Origin of the sequence: Streptomyces sp. NPDC059373 (genome assembly GCF_042751495.1) — a bacterium.
Classification (GTDB): domain Bacteria; phylum Actinomycetota; class Actinomycetes; order Streptomycetales; family Streptomycetaceae; genus Actinacidiphila.
Window position 1 is genome coordinate 58,464 of record NZ_JBHYXC010000024.1, and the last position, 19,424, is coordinate 77,887.

A 19,424-nucleotide genomic window follows, 5' to 3' on the forward strand; every position below is an offset into this window, starting at 1 on the left:
GGCCGACACCTGGGGCGGCGCCGAGGGGCGGCCGCTTGACCAGGGGTACAGGTCCGCGAAGAGCGCTCGTCGCGGCCGCGAAAGCCGTTGGCTGGGCGGCCTCTTACCCTGCCGACACGGGGGTGACATCGCGGTGAAACTCAGCGGCTTTAATTTCTGTCGCACGACAGGTATTGAGCTGCGACAGCGGTTGTCGATGGCGGCCCGTGGCGGAGGGATGCGGCCCGCAGATCCCCGCCATTGAACAGAGCCCGCTCCCGGAGACTCCAGGAGCGGGCCGGGTCTTGTGCCGCTCACCCACGTCCGCTGACACCAGGAGGAGCAGCATGGTGAACATCCCGATTCCCATCGCCGACGCGTTCCCGCGCCCAGGGTTCCCTCATCGCATGGAACCCCCGCTCCACGGCGCGACAGGAGCCCGGGAGGCAAGCCGCGGCCGGCTGCCTCATCGTCGGTTGGCGACCCGGGAGCTCCTGTGAAGACCGGGATACGGAGGATCGTCCTGCTCACGCTGGGCTGGGAGGACCTGCCCAAGTCGGTCTCGGTCCACGGTGCTCCGCCCGAGCAACGCCTGCGTGAGCCCACTCCGGGTGTGCTGCTGGAGTGCGACGGCGGCTGGCTGTTGCTGGACACCGGGTTCAACACCGCGCTGATCAATGATCCAGCCCTGCGCCGGCGCTTCTTCGGCGATCCCGCCTACCGTCCCGTCCTGCCGGGGCCCGGTGAGCCGCTGGAGGAGGCACTGGCCCGGGCGGGCATCGACATGGACCGGATCCATGCGGTCGGCATGAGCCACCTGCACCACGACCACGCCGGCGGCCTCAAGCACTTCGCCGGGCGGGTGCCGGTGCACGTCCAGCGGGCCGAACTCGACTTCGGGCTCTCACCCCATCCGATTCCCGAGCGCAACGCGGTCAACCGGATCGACTTCGACCACCCCGACATGAAGTGGGAGATCGCGGAGGGCGACACCGAGATTGCCCCCGGGGTCACGGCCGTTCTGACCGCGGGACACACCCCGGGGCACCAGAGCTTCGTGGTGGACCTGGACGACTCGGTGGGCGGAGGCGGGTTCGTCTTCGCCTTCGACGCCGCAGACCTCACCGAGAACATCGAGCACGAGTTGCCCGTCGGCTCCACCATCGGCGTGGACCCCGCGGAGACCGTCGAACAGATCCGCAAGCTCAAGCGCATCGCCGCGGAGCGGGGCTACCAACTGGTGCCGGGCCACGATCCGGTGGTCTGGCCCGCGCTCACCTCCGAGCTGCACACCCGATTCGCCCGTTACCCGTCCAGCGAAGGCGAGTAGATGACCCAGTCCACCCAAGCACACACAGCCGCAGGTACCTCGTCCGAAGCGGCGTACGGCACCAAGGTCATCGCCGTCGAGGCCGCGGGATCCGAGGTGATTCCCGCAGCCGAGAGGCACGGTCGCCCACTGGACCTGCTGTGGACCTGGATCTCCCCGAACATGGAGTTCGCCACCGTCTTCATCGGCGTCCTGGCCGTCTCCGCCTTCGGCCTCAGCTTCTGGCAGGCGATGGCCGCCCTGCTGCTGGGCACCGGCCTGGCGTCCCTGTGCCTCGGACTGCTCAGCCAGGACGGTCCGTTGCACGGGCTTCCGCAGATGGCCCTCAGTCGCCTGGCCTTCGGGCACGTCGGCAACCGGGTACCCGCCGTGGTGAACACCCTGACCACGGGGCTGGGCTGGTTCGCGGTGAACAGCGTCAGCGCGGCCCTCGCTCTGAACACCCTGCTCGGCCTGCCCAAGATCCCGAGTCTGCTGGTCGTGGCCGCGCTGCAGATCCTGGCCGGCTTCCTGGGGCACAACCTGATCCACCGGGTCGAGCGGTACGCCATGCCGGTTCTGGTCGCGGTGTTCGTGACCGCAGCCGTGATCACCCTCGGCAAGGCCCATCTCGGCGCAACCGGCCACGACGGCGGTCTCGGCGGCTTCCTGCTCACCGCCGGCGCCGCCTTCGGCTATGCGGGTGGATGGACGCCCTTCGCCTCCGACTACACCCGCTATCTGCCCCCGACGGCTCCCAGGTTGCAGACGGCGCTGTGGCCGGCGCTCGGCAACTTCGGCTCCAACGCGATACTGCTCGCGGCGGGGGCCGCCTCCGCCACCCTCGCGACCGACCCCGACGCTTCGCCCACCGCGGCCTTCACCGGCCTGCTCCCGCACGCCATGGCCGACCTCACCCTGCTGGCGATCATTCTGGGCGGCGTCTGCGCCAACGCACTGAACATCTACTCCGCCGCCGTGTCCTTCACCACCCTCGGGATCAAGCTGCCGTTCCGGTCCGTGCGCGCTTGTGCGGTCCTCGCCTTCGGGGTCCTCGGCACTGCGGTGGCCCTCACCGGACTGAAGGACGCGGGCACCCGTTACGAGAACTTCCTCCTCATCATCAGCTACTGGGTCGGCCCATGGATCGCGGTCTACTTCACCGAGCGGTTCCTGACACGGCGTGAGGACATCGGCTCCCGCCTGACCGATCCGGGCTGGACCAACTGGTCGGGGCTGGTCTCCTTCCTGGTCGGCGTGGGCGTGTCGGTGTGGCTGTTCAGTGATCAGAGCTACTACACCGGCCTGATCGCCAAGGCCCACCCCGCAATCGGCGACATCACCTCAGCGATCGGCTTCGCCCTCGCTGCCCTGTGCCACATCGCCCTGCGCCGAATCCCGGCACTTGCACCCTCCACCGCCCCGACTCACCCGTAGGACTCCCAGTGCCCCGCGGCTCCCGTCCCCCATTCGGACGCCGCAGCACAACAACCCAGGTCACAAGCCATCGGCCCACATCGACCGTTCTCCGGACGCCCCAGGTCGCGAAAGCCCGAGGCTAGGGGACCGTGCGCGGCATCTGCCCGGCGATCCACCGCAGCGCGGTGGGCAGCATTGCCCGCCAGACGCGGGTGTTGTGGCCGCCGCGGGTCACCGTGAGCAGCCGGCTCGCCCCCGGGTCGCGCAGCTCGCCGAGCAGTGACCGGGCGGCGTACACGGTGTCGCCGTCCTGCTCGCTGCCCGCCATGAGGAGGGCGATGCCGGGCTGGCGCCTGGCGTCGCGCAGTTCGAGGTACGGATTGTTGGCGCGGGCCAGCGCGGGGTGCCGGGTCACCAGTTGGGCGAGCGGGGCGTTGTAGCCGGAGAGGCTGACGGCGGCGTGCAGCGTGTCGGGGTGGTGGAGTGCGAGGTTGACCGCGCAGTAGGCGCCGGCGGAGTAGCCCATCACGGCCCAGTGGGCGGCGTCGGGGGCGGCCCGGAAGTTCTGTTTCACCAGCTGCGGTGCGTCCACGCCGAGCCAGGTCGAGGTGCGGCTGCCGTGCGGCAGGTCCGCGCAGCCGGGGTCGACGTGGCCCAGGACGTTCATCTTCGGGGCCACCAGGATCATGGGCGGGACCTGGTGCGCCCGGATCAGCGCCGACAGCTCCCGCTGCGCCCCCATCGCCCCGAACCACGCCCGCGGCGTCCCCGGATACCCCGGCAGCAGCTCGACCACCGGGAACGCCGTCCGCTGGTACGCCGGTTCGTCGTACTGCGGCGGCAGCCACACATCGATCTCGCCGGTGATGTGCGAGCGCGGTCCCGTCACCGTGGTGCGCAGCACCCCGTTCTGCAGGGGTGCGAACCGCACCCGCCGTACGTCGGCGGCCACCGCGCCGCCCACCCGGTGCGGTTCCGCCCGTCCCGTCGCGAGGTGGACCTGGCCGTTGCCCCCGCCGAGCAGGTCCGTCCACGAGTCGTACAGCCCGTACGTGTTGTTCACCCACACCAGAACCGCCAGCACCGCGGTCGCCTGGCACACCATCGCCATGACCGCCCTGGCCACCACCCGCACCGGCAGTGGCCCCGGCACCAGGTTCCAGCCCACCAGCAGCACGACCAGCGCGGCCATGGCCATGGTGATCGTCACCCCGAAGAACGCCGTCCCCGTAAGACTCATGACACGCCTCTCCGGCATCCTGGCGTCCCGTCAAGTCCCGTTGCGTGCCCGCGGACGCCCTTCGCTCCAAGAGATGATGATTCCGCCCCCGGGGTTTCAGACCGGTACCCGCTCACTCCTTCGGCGTGTTGTCAGTGGCCGGTGCGATGATCTGCCGCGTGGGTGTTCTCTACGGCTACTACGCCGCTGCCGATGACCGCGACGCCGTCAGTGCCGTCGTCCGGGCCGATGGCCAACCTTCCGGGACGGGCTTCGACCAGCTCGTGATCAAGGGCATCGATCCGGCGATCGAGTTGCTGCCCGCCGAAGCGCTCGTCACGGGCCGGGACCATGACGAGGTCACGGCGGATCCGCGGCGTTGCGCGCTCATCGGGATGGTCGGGGACGGCGAAGTGGTGGCGGTGTCGCTCACCGACACCTTTCGCGACGAGTTGGCCTGCTTCGACAAGACCCTGCTGCATGACGTCGCGGTCGGGTGGGCCCGTTCTCCCCAGGCCTTCTACGGAACGCCGGATCCGGATCCGCACATCCTGGCGGACTTTCTGAGCGACCTGGCCGGTCTCGCGACCCGCGCTCGCACGGCCGGCCACCGGCTCTACTGCTGGATCTGCCCCTGACGGGCCGTTCGGCCCGAGCGGGTGCGCGTCAGGCCAGGGTGTCGAGCCAGCGGGTGAGGCGGGCCCCCTCGCGGGTCATGATCTCCGGGTCGCGCAGGGCGTTGGAGAGCAGGGACATGCCCTGGTAGGCGCCGACGAGCGCCAGTGCGAGGCCTTCGGGGTCGGCCGGGCCCATCTCGCGGAACTGCTGTTCCACCCAGGTCAGCAGACGGCGGATGACCTGGCCCACGACGGGGTCGAGGGTGCCCTCGGTTCGTTTGCCGAGTTCGACGGCGAGGGTGCCGGTGGGACAGCCGTAGCGGGCCGCGGTGTCGCGCTGACCGACCCACGCGTCGACGAGGCTCTTGAGGCGTTCGCGCGGGTCGGGGAGCCGGTCGAGCTGGGCGGTGAGGGTGTCCAGATGTGCGGTGTGCTCGGAGAGGGCGGCCTGGACCAGCTCGTCCTTGGTCTTGAAGTAGTAGTACACGTTGCCCGCCGGGACGTCGGCCGCGCGGGCGATGTCGGCGATGGTCGTGCGCTCCACGCCCTGCTCGTACAGGACCCGGGCCGCGGCGGCCATCAGCCGCTGCCGCTTACCGGCGGCCCGTCCCGTGCGGGGCGGGGAGTCCGTTGAGTTAGTCACCCGACTAACTATAGACAAGCGGTAACCCATCCGTGCTAGCGTCTTACTCATCAGAGTTAGTCAGCCAACTAACTTATCTGGGGAGTGGGGAGATCGACATGATCGTGGTGACGGGTGCGACCGGAAATGTCGGGCGGGCGCTGGTGCGGATGCTCGCCGAGGATCAGGTGCCGGTGACGGCCGTGGCCAGGCACATCACCGAGGCCGACGTGCCGCCGGGAGTGCGGGCGGTGGCCGCCGACCTGGCCGATCCGGGCGGTCTGCGCGTCGCGTTCGAGGGGGCGGAGGCGCTGTTCCTGCTGGTGGCGGGCGATGACCCGCACGGCATCCTGGACGTGGCGAAGACCGCCGGGATCCGCAAGGTGGTGCTGCTGTCCTCACAGGGCGCCGGGACCCGCCCGGAGGCGTACCGGCACCCGGGCCTGTTCGAGGCGGCCGTGCGGGGGTCGGGGCTGGGGTGGACGATCCTGCGGTCGGGTGGGTTGGCCACCAACGCCTTCGCCTGGGCCGAGTCGATCCGTACGCGGCGGGAGGCTGCGGCGCCGTTCGGCGACGTCGCCCTGCCCTTCGTCGATCCCGACGATGTGGCCGCGGTCGCCGCCGTCGCCCTGCGCCAGGAGACCCACCTGGGCGCCACCTACACCCTGACCGGTCCCGCACCGACCACCCCGCGCGAGCGGGCAGCCGCGATCGCTGCCGCGCTGGGCGAGCCGGTGCGCTTCACCGAGCAGTCCCGTGCGGAGGCCCACCAGCTGATGGCGCAGTTCGTGCCGCTGCCCGTGGTCGAGGGCACCCTGGCCATCCTGGGCGAGCCGACCGAGGGCGAACAGCAGGTGAGCCCCGACGTCGCACACGTCCTGGGCCGGGCGCCGGGCAGTTTCGCCGCCTGGGCCGGGCGCCACGCCGCAGCCTTCCGGTGAAGGCACACCTCAACCTCCGCTAGGGGACTGGATCATGCCTGTTCGAAACATCCTCGGCTCGACCATGTACCACCGGGAGTCCGGCACCGGGGTGCCGGTGGTCTTCCTGCACGGGAACCCGAACTCCTCGTACCTCTGGCGGGACGTCATGCCGGCCGTGGGGTCCGGCCGGCTGCTGGCTCCCGACCTCATCGGCATGGGCGAGTCGGGCAAACCCGCTATCGATTACACCTTTGCCGACCAAGCCCGCTACCTGGATGCCTGGTTCGACGCGCTCGACCTCCAGGACGTGGTGCTGGTCGGCCATGACTGGGGCGGCGCCCTGGCCTTCGACTGGGCGGCGCGCCACCCGCGCCGGGTGCGCGGTATCGCGTTCACCGAGACCATCGTGAAGCCGATGGCGTGGGAGGAGTTCCCCGAGGGCGGCCGGCAGCTGTTCGAAGCGATCAAGACGGAGGGCGTCGGCGAGGCGATGATCCTCGACGAGAACGCCTTCATCGAGGCCGCCCTGCCCGGCGCCGGCGCCACGCCGCTCGCCCAGGGCGATTTCGACGTCTACCGCAAGCCGTACCCGACCCGGGACAGCAGGCTGCCGATCCTGCAGTGGGCGCGCTCGATGCCGCTGGGTGGCGAGCCCGCCGACGTCGTGGCCAGGATCGAGGCGTACGACCGGTGGCTGAGGGCCAGTACGGAGGTGCCCAAGCTCCTGCTCACGTTCGAGCCCGGGCCGGGGGTGATGATGCACGACGGCATCGTCGCGTGGTGCGCGGCGAACATCGCCGGCCTGGAGATCGAACACTCCGAGGCCGTCGCCGGGCATCAGACGCCGGAGGACCAGCCGGCGCTGATCGCCGCGGCCGTCTCGGCCTGGGCGGACAGACTCGGCCTTCGCCTCCCGTAATCCCCCACACCTTCGCCTCCCATAGCTCCCGAGAGATCGAGATCTTCCATCCGATGGAACCCCTTCCCCCGCCGTTCCCTCTAGCAGGGCGAACAGGAGGAATTCGGCATGGACAACAGCCCCCAGGGGGTCCTCGGCACGGCCACGCGGCCGCTCGCGCCGCCGCCGCCACCCGCCGCACCACCCCGGGTGCGGTGGTGGCGTGCCGAGTTGCGGCGAGCGGCGCCCGCGCTGGCGTTGTTCGCCGCCGTGCGGCTGACGGGGGTGGCCATGGTGGCCATCTGGTCGGCGCACCTCGGCCGGCACCCGCGTAACGTGCTCGGCCTGGAATGGGACGGCGGGTGGTACTGGCACATCGCCCGGTACGGCTACGGCACGATCGTCCAAAGCCCGGGCGGCGGCCGCGTCTACAACGACCTGGCCTTCTTCCCCCTGTACCCGGGGTTGGTCCGCGCGCTGAACACGGTGCTGCCGATCGGCCCGGTCAACGCGGGGCTGGTCATCTCCTGGGTCGCCGCCGGCATGGCCGCCTGGGGTGTGTACGCGGTCGGCGAGGTTCTGCACGGACGACGGGTCGGCATCGCGCTCGTGGCACTGTGGGCGCTGCTGCCGCACGCCGTCGTCCTGACGATGGCGTACACCGAATCCCTGATGACGGCCTTCGCCGCCTGGGCGCTCTACGCCACTCTGACCAACCGCTGGCTGACCGCCGGGACCCTGGCCGCGCTGGCCGGGCTGTGCCGCCCCAACGGCATCGCGGCGGCAGCGGCCGTCATAGTGGCTGCCGCCGCCCACCTCTGGCAGCGCCACCGCGCCGGGGAGCCCACCGTCCGGCGCGCGTGGGGGGCCGCTCTGCTGGCCCCCGTCGGGTGGCTCGGCTATGTCGCCTGGGTGGGACTCAGGACGCACAGCCTCACCGGCTACTTCCAGGTGCAGAGCCGATGGGGCTCGCGGTTCGACTTCGGCCACTACACCGTCTTCATGCTCAAGCACCTGGTCACCGGCCACGACACCCTCGTCGTCTATCTGACCGCCGCCATCGCCCTCGGCTCCGTGCTGCTGTTCCTCCTGGGCGTCCTGGACCGGCAGCCGTTGGCGCTCATCGTGTACTCCGCATTCCTCATCACGATGGCCCTCGGCGGCGCCCACTACTTCACGAGCAGGCCGCGGCTCCTGCTGCCCGCCTTCCCTCTCCTGATCCCGCTCGCCCTGGCCCTGGCCCGCGCTCGCCTGCGTACCGTCGCCGTCCTGCTCACCGGGCTGGCCGGATTCTCCTTCTTCTACGGCACCTACCTGCTCACCGTTTCGCGGCACTCGCTGTAAGGACGGTCGCAACGCCCCGCTGTCCCTGGACCCCGGGGACTGAGGCGGGTCCGGCTACCAGGCGTCCGGGCCGCCGCCGCGCCACTCGATGAGTTCGGGGTCGGTGAGCGTCGAGTCGTCGGCATCGAGTCCGGCTCGGCGGAGGAACTCCACGAGGTCGCCGACGCCTCGCGCGGTACCGACGCGCTCGCCGCGTACGGCCACCCGGCGGTGTCCGTTGAGCGCCGGGTACACGATCACGGGCGGAGGCGCGTCGGGGTTCATGGGGCCAGCCTTGCGGGCCGTGGGCGATGCCGCAATGGCAGAAGTCCACCGAATGCCGCGTGCGGGTGGCCGGGGGTGGCGGGCGCTGCGAGCGTTTTCAGCGGTGCCGGGTCGCCGGGGCCGGTGCGCGGTGAGGAGCGGCCAGGATGTCGGAGCGCATATTCGACCGAACGACGCCTGCCCCGCCGCGTACCCGGGTGGTGGCCGAGCGGGTGCCGCGGACCCTGCCGTGGCTGGCCGGGGTGAGCGTGGCGTACGTCGTGGTCCAGCTCGCGCTGGTGGTGCCGGGGACGGGGCTGGGCTGGGACGAGACGGTGTACACGAGCCAGGTCGGCGGGTCGGTCCCGGCGGCGTTCTTCAGTGCGCCGCGTGCGCGGGGCATCACGTTCCTGGCCGCGCCGGTGGCCGAGCTGACGAGGTCGACGCTCGCCCTGCGGGTGTGGATGGCTCTGCTGTCCGGGGTGGGGCTGTTCGTCGCCCTGTGGGTGTGGCGGAAGCTGCTGCCGGTACGGGTGCTCGCGCTGGCCGGCGGGCTGTTCGCGGGGCTGTGGATCACGCTCTACTACGGGCCTCAGGTGATGCCCAATCTGTGGGACGCGTACGGCGTGCTGCTGGCCGTCGGCTGCTTCCTGCGGGCGGTGCGGGACCGCAGCGACCGAGGCGCCCTGCTGGGCCTGGCGGCGGGGGTCACGGTGGCCGGGCTGATGCGGCCGCCGGACGCGGTGTGGCTCGCGATGCCGCTGGTCGGTGCCGCGCTGGTGGTCCGCGAGTGGCGGCGGCCCGCGCTGGTGGCCGTGGTGGCGGCGGGGTTGGTGCTGGGGTGCGGTGAGTGGGTCGTCGAGGCGTTCGTACGGTACGGGGGGCTGGCGGAGCGGCTGCGGCTCGGCAGCGACATCCAGGGCGGCATGGGCCGGCACTTCGCCCTCGACGACCAGATCCGGGCGCTGGACGGGCGGCCGCTGTGCCGCCCGTGCGACATTCGCTGGCGGCACCGGATCACCTCCGTATGGTTCTTCGCCCTGCCGGTGCCGGCGGCGGCCGGCGTGGTGGCGGCGCGACGGGCCGGGCGCCGGGCCACCGCACTGCTGCCGCTGGTGGTGGCGGCGTTCCTGGCGGTGCCCTACCTGTTCCTGATCGACTACGCGGCGCCGCGGTTCCTGCTGCCCGCGTACGCCCTGCTGGCGCTGCCGGTGGCCGACTGCCTCCGGTGGGTCGTCACCGGCCCCGGCGGGCGGCTGCGGCTGGTGGCGGCCACGCTCGTCGCGGTCGCCCTGTGCGGCCACCTGGCCGTCCAGTTCCGCGTACTGACGCACACCGTCCACGACAACCGGCTGCAGCGCGCGGTGAACGACTCCATCGCCGACCGCCTGCGGCAGGCCGGGGTGCGGCCGCCCTGCGTGATCACCGGTGACGCGTCGGTCCTGATCGCCTTCTACGCCGGCTGCGCCTCCCGCGAGATGGGTGGCGCCGACGCCAGCATCACCCCGGACGGCGTCCGGGCCATGGCCGGCCACAAGCCGGTGGCCATCCTGCTGAAGAAGGGCCGGCAGCCTCCAGCCTTCGCCCGTCGGTGGCGCGTTGTGCAACTGCGCGACGGCGCCTCGTTCCGGGGCTACCGCGCCTACGTCTCGACGGCCGGCCGCCCGCCGACGGGGCGTCAGTCCGCCGCCGGCAGGTGAGCCGCCCTCGCCCCCGGCACGCGGGCGCACCGGGGCGGCCGGAGGGGGCGGACACGGCGGACCCGTACGGCCGAGGCGTAGGCGATCTCACCCGCCCGCTCAGAGCGAGTGCGCCACGACCCGGCCCGCCATGACGGCCTCGACGAAGGCGGCGGGCGGGGCGTAGCGGTGGGCGGTGACGTAGTGCACGACCAGGTCGGGGGCGATCAGCCAGGTGCCGGGGGCGGCGGAGCGCAGGCGCAACTCGCCGTGGCCGACGAGGATTTCCTCGCCGCGGCGGGAGACCTTGACCGGGTAGGGGCGGCCGCCGGTGCCGAAGAGCCGTCGGGGACAGAGCCGGCAGCCGTGCCAGCTGGTGGTGACGGCGCTGCGGTGGTCGCGGGTGAGGGCGAAGAGGCGGTCGGCGAAGGCGCTGTCGGGGTCGCCGGTGGGGTGGTCGTGGGCGGGGTCGAGCCAGCCGACGCAGGCAGCGGAGATGCCGGGAGGAATGGTTTCTGTGAAATAGCCGTACCGACTCAGGTCCTCGTAGTACGCCATCGCCGCCTCCCCGCGCGCCCCGTTTGCGGCGCCCAGCGTCCACGCAGGCGCGGTCGCAGGTCAATAACCCGTTCGGGCCTTGCTGCGACCGGGCGTCCGCGCGCCGTCCGTATGGACCGTACGACTGGTGCCGTGGTCGCGGTCCGCCAGCCACCCCCGGAGCACCGCGTGCACCGCCTCGGCGCCGACCAGCCGCTCCTCGGGGCCTTCGAGCGCGTAGGGGTGCATCAGGAAGGCGCGGTTCTGGTCGCCGCCGAGGCCGCCGTGCGAGCCGACCTGCTCCTCGAAGGCGTGGACGGCGCCGGTGGCCGGGTCGCACGCGGAGTTGACCATGATGTCGGCGGCGTGCGGGAAGCCGGCCGTGCGCCGTACCGCGGCGGCGGCGCCGGGGCCGAAGGGGATGAGTGGGTCGGTGCCGGTGACGTGGCCGGTGTCGAGTTCGTGCTCGGCGCCGCCGGCGCCCAGGACGAGGGGGCCGCGCAGCTCGCTGCGTACGAGGACGAAGCCGATGCCCTGATGCTCCGCCAGGGTGCGCAGCAGGGCGGGATGGCGGCGGTCGATGTCCTCGCGGGTGGCCCGGCCGGGGATGTCCGGGAAGCTGATCAGGCCGAGGTTGCCGGAGGCCAGCACCACCGGGTCCGACACCGGTCCGGCGCACTCCGCCTCCTCCTCCGCCCGCCGCTTGTGCTCCGGGCGCCGCAGCGCCGCCCGGGCCGCCGTACGGGCCTCCGTGCCGCTCGCCGTATGCCTCGCCCGGCGCGACACCGGCAGCCCGCAGCCCGCGCGGACCAGGTCCTTGAGGCGGAGCCCGTACGCGCCGGCGAAGGTCTCGCCGTGGCTCTGGCCGTGGTCGGACAGCAGCACGATGCGGTACGGGCGCGGGGCGTAGCGCGAGGCGTCGGCGATCAGGCGGATCATCCGGTCCAGGCGGCTCAGCACCCGCATGGCGTCGCCGCTGCGCGGCCCGGAGTGGTGCGCCACCTCGTCGTACGCGACCAGGTCGGCGTAGACGGCGTTGCGGCCGGCCAGCATGTCGCCGACCACGGCCGCCACGGCGACGTCCCGTTCGACGACGGTGGCGAAGGCGCGGGCGAGGGGGTACAGCCCGCCGCGCTTCACGCGGGGCCGGTCACGGCGCACGAAGCGCGAGGCCGTCGACTCGACGGTCTCGCGGACCACCTCGGCCAGGAAGGAGGCGGCGGTGCGGACGGCGTTGGCCGGGTCGGAGAAGTACGCGAAGTAGCCGGTGCGCGAGCGGGTCAGGCGGCCGCGCCCCGCCACCGACATCACCAGCGCGAGCTGCTCCGCGCCGCCGCTGAACAGGTTTCCCCGGCTCGCCCCGCCGCCGGCCAGCAGCCCCCGCTCCCCGGTGCGGCCCACGGCCCGGCGCTCCAGCTCGGCGGCGCTGGACGGGCGGTTGCAGACCATCAGCTGCCCGGTTTCCTTCTCGTACCAGCGGAAGGCCGGGACGTCCTCGTTCGTCCCGTGCAGGATGCCGAGCTGGCTGGCGCCGGTCTGACTGCTCCAGTCCGTACGCCACGGGACGAGGCGGTGGCTGGAGTCCAGCCATTCGGCGACCGTCTCCATCGCGGCCGGGCGGACGCGCCCCTTGCAGTGCGTCGGCCGCACCGCCTCGCGCAGCACGTCGTGACCGACCCCGTCGAGCTGGACGAACACGATCCCGGGCGGTGGCGGCGGGGAGAGGTCGGTCGCGCCCCGGCGGCTCCCCCGGCGGCCGGCCAGCCGGGCCAGCCGGCGGCCGTACGCCTCGTCGTCGCGCATCGCGAGCGTGGTGCTGGTCGCCGACGAGGTCGCCGACATCACGGCGGCGATGAGCACGGCCGTCGCCGGAGCCACATCGCCCCGCCACTCCGGCGCCAGGCGGAGGGCGATCAGCAACAGCGAACCGTTCAGGAAGAACACCAGTCCGCCGAGGACCAGGGCCGGCACCAGCAGCAGCGCCCGCACGAGCACCGGCCACACGAGCGCGCTCAGCAGGCCGAACGCGCCCGCGCCGATCGCCGCGGTGACCGCGATCCGGGTCGGGCTGTCGCCGCTCGCCGACTGGATCCGGAAGTCCGGCAGGATCCCCGCCAGCACGGCCATCGTCGCCGTCGCCACCGCCCACACGGCCAGTACGCGGCCGACCGTGCGGCCCACCGACCGCCACCGACGCAAGTTCATGCCTCCAGCCTGGCCTACTTTCCGCCGCGCCGTGGGCCAGGGGGCCTCCCCCAGGGTTTCGGGTCGCTGCGGGGTAGGGGAGAAACACCCGGCCGCAGCCCCGGGGGATAGGCTCGGCGTTGAAGCGAGGAGGCAGTGTGGTCAGCGAGGCAGCGGTCGGCGTCACGTGGTGGGGGCATGCGACGGTGACCGTGCGGGACTCGGGGGTGCGGGTGCTGACCGATCCGCTGTTCGCGCCGCGGTTGGGACATCTGCGGCGGCGCAGGGGCCCGGTGCCGCCCATGGCCGCCGTCGCGGCGGATGTGGTGGTCGTGTCGCATCTGCACGCGGACCACCTGCACGTGGGCTCCCTCGCACGGCTGGCGGACGGCACTCGCGTGCTCGTGCCGCGCGGCGCACACGACGCGGTGCCGGGGCTGCGGCGACTGCGGCGGCTGGACGTGGTCGAGGTGGCGCCGGGCGACGAGGTGAAGGCGGGCCCGCTGACCGTCCGGGCGGTGCCGGCGGCGCACGACGGGCGGCGGCTGCCGTTCGGGCCCCGGCGGAGCCCGGCGCTGGGATACGTGATCGAAGGCGAGGCCAGGACGTACTTCGCGGGGGACACCGGTCTGTTCGACGCCATGGCGGAGGCCGTGGGGCCGATCGACGCGGCGCTGCTGCCGGTGGGCGGCTGGGGGCCGTTCCTGGGCTCCGGGCACCTGGACGCGGGGCGGGCGGCGCAGGCGCTGGCCCAGCTGGGGGCGCGGTCGGCGGTGCCGATCCACTACGGGACGTACTGGCCGATCGGCATGGACGGCGTGCGGCCGCATGAATTCCACTCCCCGGGGGACGAGTTCGTACGGATCGCGGCCCGGCTCGCCCCGGAGGCCGACGTGCACAGGCTCGACCACGGCGAGAGCGTGGAGCTGGGAGGGGCCGCCCTGTGATCGCCTTTCTGGCGGAGCAGACCACGACCTCCGCCGACTCCACCCAGCAGGTGGTCGGCTATCCGACGCTCTTCTTCCTGGTGGCCCTCGGCTCGCTGGTGCCCGTCGTGCCGACCGGTGCGCTGGTGAGCGGCGCCGCCGTGGTGGCGTTCCACCGCCAGGACGCGCCGGTCGCGCTCGCGCTGGTCTTCGTGACGGCGGCGCTGGCCGCGTTCATCGGCGACATGGCGCTGTACTGGCTCGGTCACCGGGGCGTGCACTCCAAGAACGGCTCGCGGTGGCTGAAGCGGCTGCAGGACCGGGCCGAGCCGGGCCGCCTCGAAGCGGCCCAGCACAAGCTGGAGGAGCACGGCGTCACGGTGCTGGTCCTGTCCCGGCTGGTGCCCGCCGGGCGGATCCCGGTGATGCTGGCCTGCCTGCTGTCGGAGGTGCCGCCACGCCGCTTCGCCCGCGGCGACATCCCGGCCTGCCTGGCCTGGGCCGCGGCCTACCAGCTGATCGGCGTCCTGGGCGGCTCGCTCTTCCCCGAGCCCTGGGAGGGCGTCGTCGTCGCGGTCGTCCTGACCCTCGCCGTCACCGCCGCCCCGCAGGCCTGGAAGTGGCTGGTCACCGTCACCCGTCCGACAACGCGCTGAGCGCCTCCCCCAACTCCCGCAGCGCCGCCGCGACATGCGGCACCGCCACCGGGTCCTCGGCGCGCAGGGCCGCCCGTCGCTGGTCCTCGCCGGCGCCGCACAGCGGGCCGACGTCGATCCGTACCCGGGGCGCCGACGGGTCGTCACCGAACCGGTGGCCGCCCGGCACCGGCCGCCCGAGCCGCCGGGTCAGCCACTCCTCGACGCCGGCCGCGTCCCGCTCGGTGCCCAACGACGCCAGGTCGGCGTACAGCTGGAAACCGCACTCCGGCGGCCGGCACAGCGCGCCCGACCCCGTCACCGCCTTGTACGCGGCCGCGCCCACCGCCGTGTGCAGCCGCTTGGCGGCGTCCGTGTACGCCCGTACGTCCTCCGGCTCGCCCAGCGCGTACGCGGCCGCCGCCGCGACCGGCTCCGGCAGCGCGACGGAGGCCGCCAGCGCCTCCGTACGCAGCAGTGCGCCCTCGTCGGTCGACGGGAAACGGGCGATCGCGGCCGGCCAGGCAGGCGGCACGAGGGAGGCGCCCAGGTCGGTGAGCACGACGGTGCGGTCCGGGAGGATCTCGGCGGGGCTCAGCAGGACGACGCCGTGCCGGACGGTGTCGCTGTACGTCTCGTCGGAGACCAGGAGCAGCCCGGCCTCGGCGGCCGCCTCGCACACCTCGTGCAGCGGCTCGGGCGGCGTGACCGTACCCGTCGGGTCGTCGGCGGCGGACAGCACGAGGGCGCGCGGGTCGGCGCCCTCCTCCCTGGCCCGCCGGACCGTCTCCAGCAGCGCGAACGGATCCGGGGCCCCGCCGCCCTCCGCCGGGGTCTGCACGCGCAGCGTCCGGCGCCCCAGCATCCGGCCCGGCACGGTGTGCCACGCGGCGGCCGGCCGGGCCAGGACCACGGCGTCCCCGCCGATCGCGGTGAGCACCGCGAGCAGCAGCGCCTCCCCGCCGGCCGCGGTGGCGGTCTGCGAGGGCTCCGTGCGCAGGCCCCGGCGCTCCCAGTACGTTGCCGCCGCCGCGGCGATGTCCTCGGTGCCGGCCGGCGCCGCCAGATGCGGGGCCCAGTACGGCGGCGTCGGCAGGCCGGGGTCGGGCCATGCAGCCAGCATCCGCGCTCCCCTTCTTTTTTTGAGGCGTCGTTCGCCTCCGCTGCGCTGAGTCACTGTGGGGGCACCTCCCAGACGGAGTCTGGGGGAGGTCGATCGTGCTCGCCCGCTCGTTCCTCGCGGACTGCGCGCGTTCTCTCCCCCAGCGCTTCCGCTGGGTGGGGGTCCCCCCGGCCGAAGGCTGGGGGAGTGCCCCCCATTTCGACAGCGACCGCTCCGCTTCGGCTCACTCGCCGACCCGGCACCGTAGGTCCAGGCCCACCGTCGGCCGTCGGCGTGCCCGTGACCAGCCTTGCACTCGTGCGCGCCCGGGGCATTTCAGGCTTCGGACCGGGCCTGGGGGCGCAGGGCCGCGCAGGTGCGGCTTGAGGGGGCGGGAGACGTGCATCTGGGAGATGCCCGTCATCTCGGCGATCTGGCTGTGCGTCATGTCGTCGAAGAACCGCAGGCATGGACTACTCCCCGCCGACCCACGACTTCAAGGGTGGCGCCGAGGTCCTCAACGCGGGCTCGAAGGTGGCCGTCCACCTCGGCCAGGGCGCGGGCGTCGCCAGGGCGCTGCTGGGCAAGGACGCTGCCGATTGGCCGTGCCGTCACGCCCGGTGGTGGGGTGCCTCGGCGCCGTCCACGGCCGTGCCGGGCACCAGGTGGTCCGGCACGGCGTTCGGCACCGGCGGATCCGCCGAGCGTACGAGGGCGTGCGGGCGGGTCCGCGCGGCGTTCTTGAGCAGCACCGCCAGCGCGACGAGGACGACACCGACGATCAGCGCGGCCGCCCACCCCGGCATCGCCTCCGCCAGGGCCAGCACCAGGCACGCGGTGAGCGCGCCGCCGCCGAGCAGCCCGGCCGCGGCCGAGCCGGCGTACAGGCGGGCGTGCGGGCCCCGCTCACGCGTCTCCGCGCGCAGGGCGTCGCGGACGGCTCGCTCGGCCTGCTCCGAAAGACGGTCCGGTACGGCGCCCGGGGCCCGCTCGTCGATGGGGAAGATCCGCTGTGCGTTCATATGGGGCGGCTACCCGGAAGGGCGCGGTCTAACTGCGCTCGCGGGCGCCCTCACGCGTCCGGCCGGAGAGCACGTCGCGGTGGGGATGCCGCCGGAGGTATTCGGCCTCCAGTGCGGTCAGGCGTGTGGTGTGGGCCTCCAGGGCCGAGGGCGAGCCATGGAGAAGGGTCTCGTGCCGGGTGCGGTGGACCGTTTCCAGCTCGTGCAGGAGTTGCCGTTCGTCCAGGTCAGCGGGGTTGACGCCGCCATCATTGGGGCTCATGGGCTGCGCGTACCCCACAGAGGCGGATTCATCCCCCGCGACCTGGTTAGACGAAGGGCGACAGACAACCCGAAAGGTGAAGGGAGGAGTCATCGTGCAGCGAGGCAGTGACCGTCTCAGCGTCCACAAGGACGAGGAGATGAAGCACGAACTGGAGGGCCTGCTGCGCTCCGGGCATCCCACCCGGACCGAGGAGTGGTACGACCCGGAGCCGGCGGCCGACGACGATCCGGGGGTGGCGGGCGGCCCGGAAGGGGCGCCGCTGAGCATCGAGCTGGCACGGCACCTGACGCGTAAGACCTTCCCGGCCAAGCGCGGCACGCTGGAGCGGGTGCTGGAGGGCAACCACGCGCCGGATCCGCTGATCGACGCCGTGGGCCGGCTTCCTGACGCCGACCACAAGTACCGGAACGTCCAGGAGATCGTCACGGCCCTGGAAGGCCGTTAGGAGGCGAGGGCCCGTGGCAGAGCTGGTGAAGGACGTCATGACAGCCGGGGTCGCCGCCGTGCGGCCGGAGTCGTCGCTGGTGGAGGTCGCGAAGCTGATGCGTGACCAGGACATCGGCGATGTGCTGGTCGCGGAGGGAGACCGGGTGGTGGGGGTGGTCACCGACCGGGACATCGCGGTGCGGGCGGTCGCCGACGGCGCGGACCCGCACACGGTGAGCGCGGCCTCGGTGGCCGGCGGCGACCCGGTGACGGTGACCCCCGGTGACCCCCGGTGACACGGTCGGCGAAGCCGTCACGCTGATGCGGGAGCACGCCGTGCGGCGGCTGCCCGTCATCGAGGACGGCCGGCCGGTCGGCATCGTCAGCCTCGGCGATCTCGCGCGGGAGCGGGACCCGGACTCGGCGCTCGCGGACATCAGCCGGGCACAGCCCGACAGGTGAGCCGGAGAGTCAAGCCGGAGAGACGAGCCGCAGCGCTGAGCCGGACGGGTGACGCGGGTGTGGGGGACCCGCCATGCAGCCCTGGCTCCGACACGTGAAAGGGCCTCATGGGGGTACCCGCACCCGCATGAGGCAGAAATTCAGTAGCTGGGACCGGACGCTGTTCCATCAGGTCGCCACCCGGCAGTGGCCGGCTGCCGAGCGGGTGCTGCCGCGGCTGACCCGCAGCGCCAACCACGGTCTGCTGTGGTTCGGCGTCGCGGCGGGGATCGCGGCGGTGGGCGGCCGGCCGGGGCGGCGGGCGGCTCTGCGCGGGGTGGGCTCGCTGGCGGTGGCGTCGGCCACGGTGAACACCCTCGGCAAGGGGGCCGTGCGCCGGGCGCGGCCGCTGCTGGACACGGTGCCGGTGATCCGGCGGCTTCGCCACCAGCCGGTCACCACGTCGTTCCCGTCGGGGCACGCGGCGTCGGCGGCCGCCTTCGCCGCGGGCGTGGCGCTGGAGTCGCCGAGGTGGGGGGCGGTGGTGGCGCCGGTGGCCTGGTCGGTGGCCTTCTCGCGGATCTATACGGGCGTCCACTACCCCAGTGACGTGGTGGTCGGCGCGGCGATCGGCGCCGGCGCGGCTCTTGCCGTACGCGGTGTCGTACCGACCCGCCGGGACCTCGCGGTGCCTGCGCGGCCGCGCGCGGACGCGCCCGCACTCCCCGAGGGGCAGGGGCTCTTTGTCGTGGTCAACGAGGCGTCCGGGCCGCCGGCGCTGCTGATCACGCCCACCGAACGGGTCCGGGGCGCTCTGCCGCAGGCACAGGTGACGGAGCGCACGGAGGACGACGACCTGGCCGAGCTGCTGGAGAAGGCGGCGCAACGGGCCGTCGAGCAGGGTGGGGCGCTGGGCATCCACGGCGGCGACGGCAGTATCAACCTCGCGGCGACGATCGCGGTCCGGCACGGCGTGCCGCTGGTGGCGTTCCCCGGCGGTACGTACAACCACTTCGCCCGGGACCTGGGCATCGCGACCGTGGACGACGCGGCTCGGGCGGTCCGGGAGGGCAGCGCGGTCGCCGTCGACATCGCCCGCTTCACCTCGCAGGACGCGGGGAACGCCGAGCCGACGCCGTTCCTCAACACCTTCAGCATCGGCGCCTACCCGGAGCTGGTGCGCTACCGCGAGCGCTGGGCCCGCCGCACCGGCAGCTGGCCCGCCGGGATCCTGGCGGCCCTGCACGTCCTGCGGACCTCGCAGCCGATCGACGTCGTCATCAACGGGCACCGCCGGCCGGTGTGGCTGCTCTTCGCCGGCAACTGCGCCTACCGGGGCGTGGGCCTGGCTCCCGTCCGGCGGCAGAACCTCGCCGACGGGCTGCTCGACGTACGGATCGTGAACGGTGGTCCCTTCGCCCGTACGCGGCTGATCGCCGCCGCCATGACCGGCGGCCTGGCGAACTCACCGGTCTACTCGGCCGCCCCGCTGCGGCGGCTGCGGGTCAGCGGAATGGCCGCGGGCGCGCACCTCGCCTATGACGGCGAGGTGGCGCCCGCGCCCACCGAGCTGATTCTCGACAAGGTCAACGAGGCCCTGACCGTGTACCGGCCGGCCGATGGCGTGACCTGAT

General features: G+C 73.1%; 19 protein-coding genes and 2 pseudogenes. 12 read left to right on the forward strand and 9 right to left on the reverse strand.

Annotation, left to right across the window (positions count from 1 at the left end; all coding sequences use genetic code 11):
• Positions 1 to 475: 475 nt before the first annotated feature.
• Together ACFXJ5_RS27370 and ACFXJ5_RS27375 are read left to right on the forward strand one after the other, a co-directional pair.
• Positions 476 to 1,309, forward strand: coding sequence for an N-acyl homoserine lactonase family protein (locus ACFXJ5_RS27370; RefSeq protein WP_384636392.1), 834 nt, complete (start codon positions 476 to 478; stop codon positions 1,307 to 1,309).
• Positions 1,310 to 2,725 carry a purine-cytosine permease family protein gene (locus tag ACFXJ5_RS27375; RefSeq protein ID WP_384636395.1) on the forward strand — a complete coding sequence of 472 codons (1,416 nt, stop codon included), beginning with the start codon at positions 1,310 to 1,312 and terminating at the stop codon, positions 2,723 to 2,725. It abuts the gene before it with no gap.
• A gap of 121 nt (positions 2,726 to 2,846) precedes the next feature.
• Here ACFXJ5_RS27375 and ACFXJ5_RS27380 read toward each other — a convergent pair whose 3' ends face one another.
• The gene (locus ACFXJ5_RS27380) at positions 2,847 to 3,947 is read right to left on the reverse strand and encodes an alpha/beta hydrolase (protein ID WP_384636399.1); all 1,101 of its coding nucleotides are present in this window, start codon (positions 3,945 to 3,947) and stop codon (positions 2,847 to 2,849) included.
• A 125-nt stretch (positions 3,948 to 4,072) separates the two neighbouring features.
• On the opposite strand from ACFXJ5_RS27380, the gene ACFXJ5_RS27385 reads away from it, so the two are divergent.
• Positions 4,073 to 4,564, forward strand: a complete 492-nt coding sequence (locus ACFXJ5_RS27385) for a hypothetical protein (protein ID WP_384636401.1) — start codon at positions 4,073 to 4,075, stop codon at positions 4,562 to 4,564.
• Positions 4,565 to 4,592: 28 nt separating this feature from the next.
• Here the strand turns inward: ACFXJ5_RS27385 and ACFXJ5_RS27390 are convergent, their stop codons facing one another.
• Positions 4,593 to 5,186, reverse strand: coding sequence for a TetR/AcrR family transcriptional regulator (locus ACFXJ5_RS27390; protein ID WP_459253991.1), 594 nt, complete (start codon positions 5,184 to 5,186; stop codon positions 4,593 to 4,595).
• 98 nt (positions 5,187 to 5,284) lie between these two features.
• Between ACFXJ5_RS27390 and ACFXJ5_RS27395 the strand changes: the two genes are divergently transcribed.
• From ACFXJ5_RS27395 to ACFXJ5_RS27405, 3 genes are all read left to right on the forward strand, one after another.
• Complete coding sequence (locus ACFXJ5_RS27395; RefSeq protein ID WP_384636404.1) at positions 5,285 to 6,106, forward strand: SDR family oxidoreductase; 822 nt, start codon at positions 5,285 to 5,287, stop codon at positions 6,104 to 6,106.
• Between the two features lie 34 nt (positions 6,107 to 6,140).
• Positions 6,141 to 7,007: a haloalkane dehalogenase gene (locus ACFXJ5_RS27400; RefSeq protein WP_384636407.1), complete on the forward strand. Its 867-nt coding sequence runs from the start codon at positions 6,141 to 6,143 to the stop codon at positions 7,005 to 7,007.
• A gap of 108 nt (positions 7,008 to 7,115) precedes the next feature.
• Complete coding sequence (locus ACFXJ5_RS27405; protein ID WP_384636410.1) at positions 7,116 to 8,330, forward strand: hypothetical protein; 1,215 nt, start codon at positions 7,116 to 7,118, stop codon at positions 8,328 to 8,330.
• 54 nt (positions 8,331 to 8,384) lie between these two features.
• Here the strand turns inward: ACFXJ5_RS27405 and ACFXJ5_RS27410 are convergent, their stop codons facing one another.
• Positions 8,385 to 8,594 carry a hypothetical protein gene (locus tag ACFXJ5_RS27410; RefSeq protein WP_384636413.1) on the reverse strand — a complete coding sequence of 70 codons (210 nt, stop codon included), beginning with the start codon at positions 8,592 to 8,594 and terminating at the stop codon, positions 8,385 to 8,387.
• A gap of 146 nt (positions 8,595 to 8,740) precedes the next feature.
• On the opposite strand from ACFXJ5_RS27410, the gene ACFXJ5_RS27415 reads away from it, so the two are divergent.
• Positions 8,741 to 10,273, forward strand: coding sequence for a hypothetical protein (locus tag ACFXJ5_RS27415; protein ID WP_384636415.1), 1,533 nt, complete (start codon positions 8,741 to 8,743; stop codon positions 10,271 to 10,273).
• Between the two features lie 99 nt (positions 10,274 to 10,372).
• Here ACFXJ5_RS27415 and ACFXJ5_RS27420 read toward each other — a convergent pair whose 3' ends face one another.
• A complete protein-coding gene (locus ACFXJ5_RS27420) occupies positions 10,373 to 10,810 on the reverse strand; it encodes a DUF7919 family protein (protein WP_384636418.1) in 438 nt (145 codons plus the stop codon).
• Positions 10,811 to 10,870: 60 nt separating this feature from the next.
• On the reverse strand, positions 10,871 to 12,994 hold the full coding sequence (locus ACFXJ5_RS27425; protein WP_384636421.1) for a phage holin family protein: 2,124 nt from the start codon (positions 12,992 to 12,994) through the stop codon (positions 10,871 to 10,873).
• A gap of 137 nt (positions 12,995 to 13,131) precedes the next feature.
• Here ACFXJ5_RS27425 and ACFXJ5_RS27430 point away from each other — a divergent pair, with 137 nt between their 5' ends.
• Together ACFXJ5_RS27430 and ACFXJ5_RS27435 are read left to right on the forward strand one after the other, a co-directional pair.
• The gene (locus ACFXJ5_RS27430) at positions 13,132 to 13,920 is read left to right on the forward strand and encodes an MBL fold metallo-hydrolase (protein WP_384636424.1); all 789 of its coding nucleotides are present in this window, start codon (positions 13,132 to 13,134) and stop codon (positions 13,918 to 13,920) included.
• Positions 13,917 to 14,555 carry a DedA family protein gene (locus ACFXJ5_RS27435; protein WP_384636427.1) on the forward strand — a complete coding sequence of 213 codons (639 nt, stop codon included), beginning with the start codon at positions 13,917 to 13,919 and terminating at the stop codon, positions 14,553 to 14,555. The genes ACFXJ5_RS27430 and ACFXJ5_RS27435 overlap by 4 nt, the downstream gene beginning before the upstream one ends.
• On the opposite strand, the gene ACFXJ5_RS27440 is transcribed toward ACFXJ5_RS27435, so the two are convergent.
• The 4 genes and pseudogenes from ACFXJ5_RS27440 to ACFXJ5_RS27455 all read right to left on the reverse strand — a co-directional run bounded on the left by ACFXJ5_RS27440 (position 14,533) and on the right by ACFXJ5_RS27455 (position 16,920).
• Positions 14,533 to 15,657 (reverse strand): aminotransferase class I/II-fold pyridoxal phosphate-dependent enzyme, encoded by a 1,125-nt coding sequence (locus tag ACFXJ5_RS27440; RefSeq protein ID WP_384636430.1) that lies wholly within the window; start codon positions 15,655 to 15,657, stop codon positions 14,533 to 14,535. The two genes, ACFXJ5_RS27435 and ACFXJ5_RS27440, sit on opposite strands and share 23 nt — an antisense overlap.
• Before the next feature lie 315 nt (positions 15,658 to 15,972).
• Positions 15,973 to 16,102: pseudogene (locus ACFXJ5_RS27445) on the reverse strand (sigma factor-like helix-turn-helix DNA-binding protein); the annotation flags it as partial.
• 145 nt (positions 16,103 to 16,247) lie between these two features.
• On the reverse strand, positions 16,248 to 16,658 hold the full coding sequence (locus ACFXJ5_RS27450; RefSeq protein ID WP_384636433.1) for a phage holin family protein: 411 nt from the start codon (positions 16,656 to 16,658) through the stop codon (positions 16,248 to 16,250).
• Between the two features lie 28 nt (positions 16,659 to 16,686).
• The gene (locus ACFXJ5_RS27455; protein WP_384636436.1) at positions 16,687 to 16,920 is read right to left on the reverse strand and encodes a DUF6158 family protein; all 234 of its coding nucleotides are present in this window, start codon (positions 16,918 to 16,920) and stop codon (positions 16,687 to 16,689) included.
• Between the two features lie 94 nt (positions 16,921 to 17,014).
• Between ACFXJ5_RS27455 and ACFXJ5_RS27460 the strand changes: the two genes are divergently transcribed.
• The 3 genes and pseudogenes from ACFXJ5_RS27460 (at position 17,015) to ACFXJ5_RS27470 (ending at position 19,423) form a co-directional block, all read left to right on the forward strand.
• Positions 17,015 to 17,368 carry a DUF2795 domain-containing protein gene (locus ACFXJ5_RS27460; RefSeq protein WP_384636439.1) on the forward strand — a complete coding sequence of 118 codons (354 nt, stop codon included), beginning with the start codon at positions 17,015 to 17,017 and terminating at the stop codon, positions 17,366 to 17,368.
• A 37-nt stretch (positions 17,369 to 17,405) separates the two neighbouring features.
• Positions 17,406 to 17,811, forward strand: a pseudogene (locus ACFXJ5_RS27465) (CBS domain-containing protein).
• A gap of 127 nt (positions 17,812 to 17,938) precedes the next feature.
• Complete coding sequence (locus ACFXJ5_RS27470; RefSeq protein WP_384636442.1) at positions 17,939 to 19,423, forward strand: bifunctional phosphatase PAP2/diacylglycerol kinase family protein; 1,485 nt, start codon at positions 17,939 to 17,941, stop codon at positions 19,421 to 19,423.
• The last annotated feature ends 1 nt before the right edge of the window (position 19,424 follow it).

What these genes read in the sequence shown, in the direction of transcription:
- ACFXJ5_RS27410 (WP_384636413.1), bottom strand. Translation starts at nt 8,594, where the DNA reads ATGAACCCCGACGCGCCTCCGCCCGTGATCGTGTACCCGGCGCTCAAC.
- ACFXJ5_RS27420 (WP_384636418.1), bottom strand. Translation starts at nt 10,810, where the DNA reads ATGGCGTACTACGAGGACCTGAGTCGGTACGGCTATTTCACAGAAACC.
- ACFXJ5_RS27400 (WP_384636407.1), top strand. Translation starts at nt 6,141, where the DNA reads ATGCCTGTTCGAAACATCCTCGGCTCGACCATGTACCACCGGGAGTCC.
- ACFXJ5_RS27450 (WP_384636433.1), bottom strand. Translation starts at nt 16,658, where the DNA reads ATGAACGCACAGCGGATCTTCCCCATCGACGAGCGGGCCCCGGGCGCC.
- ACFXJ5_RS27375 (WP_384636395.1), top strand. Translation starts at nt 1,310, where the DNA reads ATGACCCAGTCCACCCAAGCACACACAGCCGCAGGTACCTCGTCCGAA.
- ACFXJ5_RS27380 (WP_384636399.1), bottom strand. Translation starts at nt 3,947, where the DNA reads ATGAGTCTTACGGGGACGGCGTTCTTCGGGGTGACGATCACCATGGCC.
- ACFXJ5_RS27405 (WP_384636410.1), top strand. Translation starts at nt 7,116, where the DNA reads ATGGACAACAGCCCCCAGGGGGTCCTCGGCACGGCCACGCGGCCGCTC.
- ACFXJ5_RS27440 (WP_384636430.1), bottom strand. Translation starts at nt 15,657, where the DNA reads ATGCTGGCTGCATGGCCCGACCCCGGCCTGCCGACGCCGCCGTACTGG.
- ACFXJ5_RS27425 (WP_384636421.1), bottom strand. Translation starts at nt 12,994, where the DNA reads ATGAACTTGCGTCGGTGGCGGTCGGTGGGCCGCACGGTCGGCCGCGTA.
- ACFXJ5_RS27415 (WP_384636415.1), top strand. Translation starts at nt 8,741, where the DNA reads ATGTCGGAGCGCATATTCGACCGAACGACGCCTGCCCCGCCGCGTACC.
- ACFXJ5_RS27395 (WP_384636404.1), top strand. Translation starts at nt 5,285, where the DNA reads ATGATCGTGGTGACGGGTGCGACCGGAAATGTCGGGCGGGCGCTGGTG.
- ACFXJ5_RS27455 (WP_384636436.1), bottom strand. Translation starts at nt 16,920, where the DNA reads ATGAGCCCCAATGATGGCGGCGTCAACCCCGCTGACCTGGACGAACGG.
- ACFXJ5_RS27470 (WP_384636442.1), top strand. Translation starts at nt 17,939, where the DNA reads ATGAGGCAGAAATTCAGTAGCTGGGACCGGACGCTGTTCCATCAGGTC.